Raw genomic sequence first — 11915 nt, 5'->3', positions numbered from 1 at the left:
CGCGGGGAACTGCGCGCTCAGCCACATAAAAGCCGCAGTCGCGTCTGCCAGGTAACTCGGCAGACGCGACTGCGGCTTTTCGTTGGTTGCTCGCGCAGTTCCCCGCGCCCCTACGGGGCGCCACCCCGCGGCGCTCTACTTAGCCGCTTCCGCGAGGCTCAACGCGTATTCGGGCCACCACTCACCGGCCTTGGGGCCACCCCTGCACGTCCCATCGGACTCACCGGGCCGCTTGACCCAGAGGTACGCGTCGACGAGCGGGTCGGAGGTCTTCGTGGTGGGCGCCTCGCCCAAAGCGCGGCCAGGAGGGTTGCACCAGGAGTCCTTGCCCTTGGTGTACGCGCCGTTGCCGTTGCGCGCGGTGTCGATGACGAACGGCTTGTTGCCGATCTTCGCCGACAGCTTCTTGCCGAACTCCGTACTGGCCTCGGTGGTCTGGAAGTTGGAGACGTTCACCGAGAAGCCGTCGGCCTGCTCGACGCCGGACCACTTCAGGGGCTCCCAGAGCGAGTCCGGGTTCTTCCAGCCCGCGTTGCCCGCGTCCAGGTACACCTTGGTGTTCTTCAGGGACTTGAGCTTCTCGATGGCGCCCTTGAGCAGGTCGTAACGCTCCTCGTGGAACTCCTCCGGCGTGCAGTTGTCGACCATGTGGAGCACCGCGTCCGGCTCCAGGATGACCGTGGTCTTGCGGTCGCCGATGCCCTTGGCGACCTGGTCGATGAACTTCCTGTACTCGTTGCCGTCGGCCGCGCCGCCGCCCGAGTACTGACCGCAGTCGCGGTGCGGGATGTTGTAGAGGACCAACAGGGCGTCCCGGTCGGCCTTCTCCGCGGCCTCGGTGAAGCCGCGCGCCTGCTCCTCCGCGTTCTCCGGGACGATCCATTCGGCGACCGGCTGCTCGGCGATCTGCCGGATCAGCTCCGCGTCGTCCTTCTTGCCGTCCTTCTCGTACGAGGCGACCTGCTTGGCCGCGTTGCCGTCCGGGTTGACCCAGTACGGGTCGGTGCCCTTGGGCTGCTGCTTCACCGGCTGTCCCGACGACTCGTTGTCCTTGCCGGAGTCATCGGAGGAGCACCCCGACAGCAGCAGCGCAGCCCCCGCAAGCGCCGCCGCAGCCTTCACCCCCCTGGCCGCGAATCCATGTCCGCGGCCGGTGCCTTTGTGGTACATCCACTCCCCCTTGGGTGCACTGTCCGATTCTCAATCCTGACATACGCACTCCCTGCCCACGAGGCCCGCCCGTCCGCTGCCGGGACCTGTTGGAGACCTGTTACAGCGCGGCGCCAGAGGGTAGGCGCAGGCTGCGGGGTGACCCTCTCTGGGAGGAGATCATGCGGGACCGCACCTCTGAACTACGACTGGCTGAAGTCCTGGTGGAAACCTCGGACACAGTCGCCGACGACTTCGATCCCGAGCTCTACCTCAGCCGTGTCGCCGGCCACTGCGTCGAACTGCTCGACGCGACCGCGGCCGGGGTACTGGTCGACGGCGACCACCTGCCCGCCCTCGTCGCGAGCGGACACCCCCGGCCGCTCGCCCTCGACCTGCTCAAGACCCAGCAGGGCGGCGGCCCGTGCGTGGACAGCCTCGGTACGGGGCGGGCCGTACCGCCCGTCCGGCTCACCACCGCCGAATCGGCGCGCCGCTGGCCCGAGTTCACGGCGCGGGCCCGGGCGCACGGCATCGGGGCGACCTACGCGGTTCCGCTGCGGCAGCGCGAGACGACGCTGGGCGCGCTCAACCTCTTTGTGGCCGACGCGTCCCACGGCGGCGCCGCGGACGGTGAGTTGCGCCTTGCTCAGGCGATCGCCGACATGGCCGCGGTCGGCCTGCACAACCACCGCACTTACACGGAGTATCGAACGCTCACCGCCCAGCTCCAATCGGCCCTGACCAGCCGTATTCGAATCGAACAGGCCAAAGGCATACTCGCCGAGCGCTGGCACACCTCAGTGGACCAAGCCTTTGCCGCTTTGCGACGGTACGCACGTCGAGAACAGCTGGTCATGACGGTGGTCGCCACATCGGTGATCGAAGGCTCGCTCGACGACGCGGCGCTGCGCGACGAATGGTCCGAACCTTCCGGGGAAGCACCCTGACGTCCGCCGCCACCTGCGATGATCACAGAGGGGAAGCGTGACGCAACATGGCGTCAATCCACCTCTAGGTTCCTGGGCTCATCCGTTCTAAAGTCGTTTCCAACGGCCCAAGCCCCCGGCCGGACCGACCCGTTCCGCACCATCGGAACGGCCACCGAGCCTCCCGCGCCGGCGCCGGGCTACTCCCGCAGCTCGTGCGCGCGCGGTCGAGGACCAGCCCGGTCGACGGCTCCGGGGGGAGCGGGCCGCCGACCGGGCCAGGTTGTTCGCGTACGCATGGCCTGGCTACGACCGCGTGCCGGTGAGGTAGGCGGACACCACCACGTTCGCCGAGTACGTCTTGGTCGCCGGGTCGAAGGTGCCGCCACAGGTGATGAGCCTGAGCTCGGCGCGGCCGTCCTCATGGGGGCCGTACGCCTTCTTCGCGTCGAAGCGGTCGCGGCCGAGCACCTGGACGTCGTCCACGGTGAACTCGGCAACCGAGCCGTCGTCGCGGGTCACCCGGATCTTCGCGCCGGGGCGCACGGCGCTGAGGTCGTAGAAGACCGCGGGGCGCGTCTCGGTGTCGACGTGGCCGACGAACAGGGAGGTGCCCGCGGCGCCGGGGCGCGTCCCGCCGCCGTACCAGCCGACCGTGCCCGACTGCTCGAAGGGCGGCGGGTCGATCGCACCGTCCCGGTCGAGGCCGCGGGCCACCACGGGCGCGCGCACGTCGAGCGAGGGCACATCGACCCGCTGGGGCGCCGCTGGGGCCAACGGCTTGTGCGCGTCCGGGAGTTCGACACCGAAGGGGCGTCCGACCGCCGCGACGTCACCGGTCGTGGGGCCCGAGTGGCCGCCGCCGTCCGTGATCTCGCTGCCCCACAGCCAGAGCCCGACGAGCAGCATCGCCCAGGCGACGCCGGTGAGGAGCCCGCTGGTACCGGACGGTCGTTCACCCTCGGACATGTCGTTCGGCACCCGTCACTCGGAGCGGCGCCGGCGGACGCTGCGGAACGCCACCGCCACGGCCGCGACCCCGGCGAGGACCAGGCCGATCACCGCGTGCAGGGTGCCGGGCCCCTCCTCCTCGGCGGTGACGGCCAGCTGCGCGGCGCCGCCGCCGCCCGCGCGGACCGGCGCCACGGGGGCCTGGTTGTGCTGCCCGACCTGCACGGTGCCGGCGCCCTGGTGGGGGTGGCCGTCGCAGATGACGGTGACGTCGTACGTACCGCCGATATCGTTCTTGATCATGGCCGAGCCGTTGAGGGAGTACTTGTCGCCGTCACGCCCGGTGAGCTTGGCCTCCCCGGTGAAGGCCCCGGAGCTGGCGGCCCCCGTCGTCCCCCCACAGCCCGTGACGCTGACCTCCACCCGGCTGCCGGGCTCGGCACTGGACGGCGTGATCGTGGCGTGCACTTTGCCCTGGTCATGGGCGTAAGCGGGGGCCGCGGCGGCGACGAGAGCGGCCGCCACGGCTATGCCACGCAAGGTGAGCAAGCCTCTACGCATCGTAAACCTCCTCATACGAGATTCACGCGCAGAGCCCCACCTCGCATCTTGATGCGGGGCAAACGGGTGGGCGGGCGGGAAAAATTCGCCGCGAAGCGGCGCCTAGATCCGCTCAACAAGATCAGCGATGGAATCAACCACATTCGAGGGCTGAAATGGATGCCGATCAATATCGGCACGGGAGGTCAGCCCCGTAAGCACCAGAAACGTCTCCATCCCCGCTTCCAGTCCGGCAAGGACATCCGTGTCCATGCGGTCACCGATCATCGCGCTGGTCTCCGAGTGCGCCCCGATCGCATTCAGCCCGGTCCGCATCATCAGCGGATTCGGCTTCCCCGCGAAGTACGGGTTCTTCCCCGTCGCCTTGGTGATCAACGCCGCGACGGCGCCGGTCGCCGGCAGCGGCCCCTCCGTGGAGGGCCCGGTCTCGTCGGGGTTGGTGCAGATGAACCGCGCCCCGCCGTTGATGAGGCGTACGGCCTTGGTCATGGCCTCGAAGGAGTACGTGCGGGTCTCGCCGAGCACCACGTAGTCCGGGTCGTGGTCGGTCAGGACGTACCCGATGTCGTGCAGCGCGGTGGTGAGCCCCGCCTCGCCGATGACGTACGCCGTGCCGCCGGGCCGCTGGTCCTCCAGGAACTTGGCGGTGGCGAGCGCGGAGGTCCAGATGTTCTCGACCGGGACCTCGAGGCCCATCCGGGTCAGCCGGGCCTGGAGGTCGCGCGCGGTGTAGATGGAGTTGTTCGTGAGGACGAGGAAGGGCTTGCCCGATTCCCGGAGCTTCTTGATGAACGCGTCGGCGCCAGGGATCGGAACGCCCTCGTGGATGAGCACGCCGTCCATGTCGGTGAGCCACGATTCGATGGGCTTGCGCTCTGCCATGGGGTGCACTCCTGCGGTCTGCGATCTGCTGGTTGCGTGAGGGGCGCCGGGACGGCGCTGTGCCGACGCCCCCCACCCTAATCAGGAAGCCGTGATCTTGACCCCGTCGATCACCCAGTACCAGTTGTTGCCTCCGGTGTAGCGGAAGCGGACCTGAGCCTTGCGCGCTCCGGCCGGCACATCGAGCCGGACGCTCTCGACCACGGACGGCGTGTCCGCCGTGTACGTCTTCACCGTGACCGGGGCGCCACCGTCGTACGAGACCAGGACCTCGCCCTTCTGCGGGGCCTCCTGGCGGTAGTACGTCGTGTACGTGAGCGTCGCGGGGCGGCCGCCCGTCACGTCGTACGCGGGGCTGATCAGTGTCGAGTCGAAGGTGCCCGAGAAGGTCTTGTCGGACCACTCGTCGCCGTCGGCGACCGCGAAGACGTTGCGGGCCCGGATGTTGAGCTCGCGCTGCTGGTCACGCTCGGTCTTCGTCCAGAATTCATCTGTCGTGAAGGACCAGCCGCGCCACTCGGTGATGCCGCCGGTGCCCATCTTCGAGTTGTCGACGCTCCAGCCGCTCGGCGGCGTGTGCGTGAAGCCGATGACGCCGGAGCCGATGCCGCCCTCGTCGACCGGGCCCGTCAGCTTGGCCCGCAGGGCATCGAAGTCGTCCGGCGTGGGCTGCTGGATCGGGCGGCCGTCCAGGCCCCAGGCCGGGTCGATCGCCACGCCCAGGTGGGCGAGCGCGCTCGCGGCGATGTCCGGCATGCGTACGTCGTGCCGGACCGAACCGGCGGCGACCGTGGAGCCGGTGGCGATCATGAACGTCTGGCGCTCGGGCCAGCTGGAGCCGCCGTGGCCGCCCGGGTCGGTGTGCCCGTGGTCGGCGGTGATCATGATGAGCCAGTCCTCATTGCCGTACGTGGCACGGGACTTGACGGCGTCGAGGATCTGGCCGACCTGGGTGTCGGCGCCGTGGATCGCGTCGAGGTAGGCCTGGCTGGCGGCACCGCTGTCGTGTCCCGCGTGGTCGATGTTGTCGAGCTGGACGAAGACGGCGTCGGGGTTGCCGCTCTTGACCTCGGCGACGGCGCGGGTGGTGGTGCCCGCGTCGTACTCGGCGGACGGCGTGGAGACCCGGGTGTCCACCTTCGCGGAGAAGATGATGTCGGTGATCGGGGCCCAGGACGAGACTGCGTACGTCCGCAGGTTCGGCTTCGCCGCCTCGACGCGGGTCATGAAGTCCGGGTACTTGGCGAGCTGGTGGCCGGTGAAGTCGTTGTTGAGCACCTTGTGCTTGTCGGGCCAGACGCCGGTGATGAGCGTCGACCAGCCGGGGCCCGACGAGGTGGGGGCGAGCGGGTTGGCGTAGATGGCGCTGGGGGCGGTGAGGCCGGCCGACATCAGCGCCTTGAGGGCGGGCGCGTCCGCGTCCTTGATTCTGTTGAGCAGGGCGCCGTCCAGGCCTATGACCAGGACCTTCGGGGTCTTGGCCACCGCGCCGGCGACGGCGGACAGGGGTCCTGCGGCAGCGGCGAGCGCGGCGGTGGAGACGAGGAACGAGCGGCGGGTCATACGGGGCGACACGTGGTCCTCCAGTCGGAAGGGGCGGGAGCGCAGACCAACGCCCCTGGAGAACCAGGGGCGTTGGGTCCATACCCGTTATCTTTTCGCTACTTCACCGCCGGGGCCAGAGGCGCGGCGGTGAACTCTCGTGATTCCAGGTGAACTTGAGGTCAGCTGCCGGTGGCCGACTTCCAGTCCTCCACGTACGTCTGGAGGTTCTCGGAGATGTCCGCCCAGTCCGGCTCGAAGACCTCGACGCCCTCGACGATCTTGTCGAGCGCGACCGCGTTGGCGTCGGTGGCCTTGATGTCCTTGCGCGCCGCGAAGCCGCCGCCGATCTCGCTGACCTGCTGCTGCGCCTTCTGGCTGAGCAGGTAGTCGAGGAACTTCTTCGCATTGGCGCTGTGCGGGGCCTTGTTGACCAGGCCGGCCGCGTAGGGCAGGGCGAAGGTGGTGCGCTTGCCGCCCTCCTTGGCCGGGAACCAGATGCCCAGGTTCGGCATGTCCTTGGACTGCGCGAAGTTCATCTGGACATCGCCGTTGGCGGCGAGCAGCTCGCCCTTGTCGACCTTCGGCGCGAGCTTGCCGGTGGAGGCGGACGGACCGACGTTGTTCGTCTGGAGCTTCTTCAGATAGTCCATGGCGGGCTTCTTGCCGCCGAAGTCGTGCATCGCCTTGATGAGCACGGCGGTTCCGTCGCCCGCGACGCCGGGCGTGGAGTACTGGACCTTGTCCTTGTACGAGGAGTCGGTGAGGTCCTCCCAGGTCTTGGGCGCCTTGCCGCCGCCGAGCTCCTTCTTGTTGTAGATGAAGCCGAAGTAGTTGTTCACGACGGAGGTCCACTTGCCGTCGGCGGCCTTGTCGGCGCCGTCGACCTCCTCCGACCCCCTGGGCTTGTAGGCCTGCAACAGGCCCTTCTCGTCGGCCTGCTGGATGAACGGCGGCAGCGTGATGATGACGTCGGCCTGCGTGTTGGACTTCTCGCGGACGGCGCGCTGCACCATCTCGCCGGAGCCGCCCTCGACGTAGTTCACCTTGATGCCGGTCTTCTTCTCGAAGTCCTTGAAGACCTGGTCGTACCAGCCGTCGCCGTTCTCGCCCTTGAGGCCGTCGGCGCTGTAGACGGTGACTTCCTTGGCGTCGGACGCCGACGAGTCGCCGCCGCACGCGGTGAGCGATCCGGCGAGTACGAGGCTGCCGGAGGCGGCGGCGAACGTTCTGATGCGCGTGGTGTGACGGGACATGACGTTTCCTACTCCTTGAAGAACCAGAAGGACCTTGAAGAGCCTTGCGGGGACGGACAGTTCGGGGACGGACGGTTCAGCGATAGGAGGCGCGGGTGCGGATGCGCGAGACGGCGAAGAGCACGAGCAGCGTCGCCGCCATCAGGACCACCGCGACGGCCGCTCCGGTGAAGAGGGAGCCGCGGTCGGTGGCCGCGTAGATCTGCACGGGGAGCGGCATCCAGTCCGGCGGGTAGAGCATCATCGTGGCGCTCAACTCGCCCATGGAGAGCGCGAAGCAGAGCCCGGCGGCCGCGTTCAGGGACGGCAGCAGGAGGGGCAGCTTCACCTTCCACAGGACGTACGAGGGCCGGGCACCGAGCGATGCGGCGGCCTGTTCGTACGCCGGGTCGAGACGCACGATGGCAGCCGCAACCGACTGGTAGGCGAACGCCGTGACAAGAATCGTGTGCGCGAGGATCACGATCCAGCGTGTGCCGTTGAGGATCATCGGCGGCTTGCTGAACGCGACGAGGATCGCGAGGCCGACGACGACGGACGGCACGGCGACGGGCAGCACGAAGAGCGTGTCGAGCACCCTCTTGCCGCCCTTCTTCAGCGAGGCGGCGGCGAGCGCGGCCCAGGCCCCGACGGTCAGCGCGAGCAGGCTCGCGCCGACGGCGGTGACCAGGCTGGTGGTGAGCGCCTCGAGGGATTCCCCGCGGGTGGCGGAGGAGTAGTGCTCGGCGGTGAACCCTGAGGGAAAGGCCCCCGACCAGTGCGAGGAGAACGACGCGGCGAGGATGACCAGCAACGGCAACGCGAAGAGCGGAAGAAAGAAGACGAAGAAAAGAACCCAGGTGGCCCATTTCCCCTTGCGGCTATGCACCAACACGACGGCTCACCACCCGGTAGAGGCTGTAAAGACCCACGGAGATCGCGATGTTGACCACGGCGACGACACAGGCCGCCGGATAGTCGGATTCGAGAATGGCCTTGCTGTAGACGAGCATCGGCAGGGTCGTCACACCCTTCGCCCCGGTGAAGAGGACGATCCCGAACTCGTTCAGACACATGACGAGTACGAGGCTGCCGCCGGCGGCGAGGGCGGGCAGCGCCTCGGGCAGGATGACCCGCCGGACGATACGGGCGGGCTTGGCGCCCAGGCTGGACGCGACCTCGATCTGCGCGGTGTCGATCTGCGAGAACGCGGCGAGCAGCGGGCGCATCACGAAGGGCGTGAAGTAGGTGATCTCGGCGAGGAGAACACCCCAGGGCGTGGTGAGGAACTGGAACGGCCCGTCTGCAGCCCCCGTCGCATCCGTCCATATCCCGTTGGCCATGCCCTTGGTGCCGTAGATGAACAGCAGGGCGAGGGTGATGAGGAAGGACGGAAAGGAGAGGAAGACGTCGATGAACTTCGCGACGGCCTTTCCTCCCGGGAACGGCACAAAGGCAATGACGAGCGCGAGCGCGAACCCGAGCACCAGACACCCCACGGTCGACCCCACGGCCAGCCACACGGTGGTCCCGAGCGCTTCCCGAAACGCCTCCGATGCGAACACATCGGAGTACGGCTGAACCGAGGTCCCCCCGGTATCGGGCTGCACGGACTGCTGGACGACGAGGGCGATGGGGTAGAGAAAGAAGACCCCGAGCAGCGCGACGGGGGGCAGGGCCCACACCCACCTCGGTATCTTCAGGGGCGGCTCCTCCTTCCGCTCCTTCCGCGCGGGAGCGGTCAGCGTGGTGCTAGCCATCGGTCACCCCCGCGCCCAACAGCACCGCATCCTCCGAAGCGAAGTGCAGCGTGACGGAGTCACCGATCCCCGGCGGATTCCGCAGCTCCCGAAGGTCCGCCTTGACCCGCTGCCCGCCCACATCCACGTACAACCGATGCGTGGCCCCCCGCCACTGCACCTCGGCCACACTGCCCGTAAGGGCGTTGGGCCCATCCCCCAGCCCGACCAGATGCGGCCGCACGCACAGCGTGGCGGTCGCCCCCGCCACCGCCTCCCCGGTGTCCACCTTCAGCGACGCCCCTTCGAAGGAGACACCTCCGTCGGCAACCCGCACCGGCAGCAGATTCGCATTCCCCACAAAGGACGCCGTGAACTCACTCCGCGGCGCCCGGTAAAGCTCCTGCGGAGTCCCGCAATCCTGCAGCCGCGCCCGGTCCATGACGGCAATCCGGTCGGCCAGCGTCAAGGCCTCCACCTGGTCATGGGTGACGTACAGAATCGAGACGTCGGGCAACTCCCGGTGCAACCGGGCGAGTTCCGCCAGCATCCCCGACCGCAACTGCGCGTCAAGCGCGGAAAGCGGCTCGTCGAGCAACAGCACCCCCGGCCGAATGGCCAACGCCCGCGCGATGGCGACCCGCTGCTGCTGCCCTCCGGACAGCTCGCGCGGAAACCGCTTCGCGTACGCCCCCATGCCCGTCATTTCCAGCGCCTCGGCGACCCGCCCGGGAATCTCGGACTTGGCCACCTTCTGCGCCTTCATGCCGAAGGCGACATTGTCCTCGACCCGCATGTGCGGAAAGAGCGCGTACTGCTGGACGACCATTCCGATCCCCCGCTGATGCGGCGGAAGACCGGTGACATCGCGCTCGCCGATGAACACCCGCCCCGACACGGGCTTCACGAACCCGGCCACGGCCCGCAGCGCGGTCGTCTTGCCGGATCCCGAAGGCCCGAGCAGGGCCATGACCTCGCCGGGCTCGACGGTCAGGTCGAGCGAGTCGAGGACGGTGTTCTTGCCATAGGCGACCGAGACATGATCGAAGCGGATACCGCTGCGTGCGGGGGTGCCGTCACTCATGCGTCAACACCCCTGAGTATCGCGGGGAGTTCGGCGACGGAACCGAGTATGTGTGTGGCGCCGGCCGCACGCAGCGCCGCGTCGTCGTGCGCCCCGGTGAGCACGCCCGCGACGACCGAGGCCCCCGCGTGGACGCCGCTCATCATGTCGTACGCCGTGTCGCCCGCGACGGCGATCTGCCGGACGCCGTCCACCACCCCCGTCCGCAGGAACGCGCTCAGGACCATGTCCGGACAGGGCCGCCCGCGACCGCCCGCGTCGGCCGGGCACAGGGTCAGCTCGACCAGGTCCCGCCACCCGAGCGCATCCAGGATGGCGTCCTGGGTGACGCGGGCGAAGCCGGTGGTCAGGACGACGGTCCGCCCCTCCCCTTTCAGCTCCTCGATGGCTTCCCTGGCCCCGGCGATCGGCGCGATGCGCCCGCCGTCCACCAGCTCCCCGTACGCCTTCTCGAAGGCCACGTTGGCACGCTGGGCGAGGGCTTCCGCACCGAACAGGTGCCGGAAGACGGAGATCTTGGACTCGCCCATGGTGGCGCGCACATAGTCGAGCTTCGCGGTGTGGTCGGCCGATCCCGGCTGTACGCCGAGCTCCTGCGCGGCGACGGCGAAAGCCTGCTCGACCAGGCCTCCGTCGGCGACGGTGGTCCCGGCCATGTCGAGCACGACCAGACCCATGCTCTTCGCGGTCAATTCACTCACCATCCCAGCTCGTCGGCGGTCTTCTCGGCGATCGCGGGCGAGCAGGTCATGCCGCGCCCGCCGGGCCCGGTGACCAGCCACACGCCGTCGCGCACCTGCTGGCGGTGGACGACGCGGCTCGTGTCGACGCACTGCGCGTACACCCCGGCCCAGCGCCGCTTGATCTTCGGCAGCGGCCGCCCGAGGAAGCCCTCGACGACCTCGGTGAGGTGGTCGTAGGGGTCTTCGAGGGTGTCGAAGGCGAAGGGGTGCTCGTACTCGTGGGTGTCGCCGATGGTCAGGCCGCCGTCCGCGCGCTGCACCATGAGCAGCTGCATCTTGTGCGCGGCGGCGGTCGGCGTCTGCGCCTGCCCGGCGTTGAGCGCGTCGAGGGCGTCCGACTTGTACGCCGGGTAGTAACGGAAGCTGTCCGCGTCGGCGACGGAGGTGGTGAGCGCCTCGCCGAGTGGCTCCGTCTGCATCATCTGCAGCCGCACGCGCCGCACGGGCAGATCCGGTCCCGCCAGCTCGCGCACGAGCCCGCCGAGCCAGGCGCCGGTGGCGAGCACGACGACATCACCGGTGTGTACGTCACCGTGGTCGTCCCGCACCGCGCTCTCACCGACGACTTCGCGGACCTCGCGCCCCGGCAGGAAGGTGTAACGCGGGTTCGCCAACAGGGCCTCCCGCAGCCGGAGTTGAGCCGTGCGCGGCTCCACGGCGGCGTCCCGCTCGCACCACAGGGCGGAACTGAACTCGCCGCGCAGGGCGGGGTTGAGGTCGCGGGCCTCGTCGGCGGTCAGCAGCTTGTAGCCGCGCTCAGCCGCGTCGGGGCGGGTGAGCGCGGCCTCGGCGACGGCGTGCTCGCGTTCATTGCGTACGAGGGTGAGGGAGCCGTTGGCCCGGAAGCCGAGGCCCGGCACACGCTCGCCGATGCCCTGCCACAACTCACGCGCCCGCAGCGCCGTTTCGAGCTCCTCGCCGCCGGCGCGGCCGCTCACCCATATCTGGCCGAAGTTGCGCAGCGAGGCTCCTCGGGCCTCGGTCTCTCGCTCGATCTGTACGACCTCGTGGCCGCGTTCCACTGCGTGCCAGGCGTGCATGGTTCCCACCACGCCGGCTCCTACGACGATGACTCTCACGACGGCAACGCTCCTGGGGAC

Annotated in this window: 12 protein-coding genes; 1 reads left to right on the top strand and 11 read right to left on the bottom strand. The window is 69.0% G+C overall.

The window, feature by feature from the left end; genetic code table 11:
• Nucleotides 1–135: 135 nt before the first annotated feature.
• Nucleotides 136–1170 carry a glycoside hydrolase family 6 protein gene (locus OG453_RS10105; RefSeq protein ID WP_266866614.1) on the bottom strand — a complete coding sequence of 345 codons (1035 nt, stop codon included), beginning with the start codon at nucleotides 1168–1170 and terminating at the stop codon, nucleotides 136–138.
• A 161-nt stretch (nucleotides 1171–1331) separates the two neighbouring features.
• Between OG453_RS10105 and OG453_RS10100 the strand changes: the two genes are divergently transcribed.
• Nucleotides 1332–2099, top strand: coding sequence for a GAF and ANTAR domain-containing protein (locus OG453_RS10100; protein WP_266866613.1), 768 nt, complete (start codon nucleotides 1332–1334; stop codon nucleotides 2097–2099).
• A gap of 285 nt (nucleotides 2100–2384) precedes the next feature.
• On the opposite strand, the gene OG453_RS10095 is transcribed toward OG453_RS10100, so the two are convergent.
• From OG453_RS10095 to OG453_RS10050, 10 genes are all read right to left on the bottom strand, one after another.
• The gene (locus OG453_RS10095; protein ID WP_266866612.1) at nucleotides 2385–3047 is read right to left on the bottom strand and encodes a class F sortase; all 663 of its coding nucleotides are present in this window, start codon (nucleotides 3045–3047) and stop codon (nucleotides 2385–2387) included.
• Between the two features lie 15 nt (nucleotides 3048–3062).
• Nucleotides 3063–3590: a hypothetical protein gene (locus tag OG453_RS10090; protein WP_266866610.1), complete on the bottom strand. Its 528-nt coding sequence runs from the start codon at nucleotides 3588–3590 to the stop codon at nucleotides 3063–3065.
• 102 nt (nucleotides 3591–3692) lie between these two features.
• Nucleotides 3693–4472 (bottom strand): HAD-IIA family hydrolase, encoded by a 780-nt coding sequence (locus tag OG453_RS10085; RefSeq protein WP_266866608.1) that lies wholly within the window; start codon nucleotides 4470–4472, stop codon nucleotides 3693–3695.
• Between the two features lie 81 nt (nucleotides 4473–4553).
• Nucleotides 4554–6035, bottom strand: coding sequence for an alkaline phosphatase family protein (locus tag OG453_RS10080; RefSeq protein WP_266869786.1), 1482 nt, complete (start codon nucleotides 6033–6035; stop codon nucleotides 4554–4556).
• Between the two features lie 161 nt (nucleotides 6036–6196).
• Nucleotides 6197–7270 carry a 2-aminoethylphosphonate ABC transporter substrate-binding protein gene (locus OG453_RS10075; RefSeq protein ID WP_266866606.1) on the bottom strand — a complete coding sequence of 358 codons (1074 nt, stop codon included), beginning with the start codon at nucleotides 7268–7270 and terminating at the stop codon, nucleotides 6197–6199.
• A 76-nt stretch (nucleotides 7271–7346) separates the two neighbouring features.
• Nucleotides 7347–8144, bottom strand: a complete 798-nt coding sequence (locus OG453_RS10070) for an ABC transporter permease (RefSeq protein WP_266866604.1) — start codon at nucleotides 8142–8144, stop codon at nucleotides 7347–7349.
• Nucleotides 8131–9009 (bottom strand): 2-aminoethylphosphonate ABC transporter permease subunit, encoded by an 879-nt coding sequence (locus OG453_RS10065; protein WP_266866602.1) that lies wholly within the window; start codon nucleotides 9007–9009, stop codon nucleotides 8131–8133. The genes OG453_RS10070 and OG453_RS10065 overlap by 14 nt, the downstream gene beginning before the upstream one ends.
• Complete coding sequence (locus tag OG453_RS10060) at nucleotides 9002–10072, bottom strand: ABC transporter ATP-binding protein (protein ID WP_266866600.1); 1071 nt, start codon at nucleotides 10070–10072, stop codon at nucleotides 9002–9004. The genes OG453_RS10065 and OG453_RS10060 overlap by 8 nt, the downstream gene beginning before the upstream one ends.
• The gene (locus OG453_RS10055; RefSeq protein WP_266869785.1) at nucleotides 10069–10749 is read right to left on the bottom strand and encodes a phosphonatase-like hydrolase; all 681 of its coding nucleotides are present in this window, start codon (nucleotides 10747–10749) and stop codon (nucleotides 10069–10071) included. Before OG453_RS10055 ends, OG453_RS10060 begins: the two co-directional genes overlap by 4 nt.
• Before the next feature lie 20 nt (nucleotides 10750–10769).
• Nucleotides 10770–11894 carry a TIGR03364 family FAD-dependent oxidoreductase gene (locus OG453_RS10050; RefSeq protein ID WP_266866598.1) on the bottom strand — a complete coding sequence of 375 codons (1125 nt, stop codon included), beginning with the start codon at nucleotides 11892–11894 and terminating at the stop codon, nucleotides 10770–10772.
• Nucleotides 11895–11915 lie beyond the last annotated feature (21 nt).

The sequence above is a fragment of the Streptomyces sp. NBC_01381 genome (assembly GCF_026340305.1).
Lineage (GTDB): Bacteria > Actinomycetota > Actinomycetes > Streptomycetales > Streptomycetaceae > Streptomyces.
This window is presented reverse-complemented; position numbering and strand designations above follow the sequence as displayed.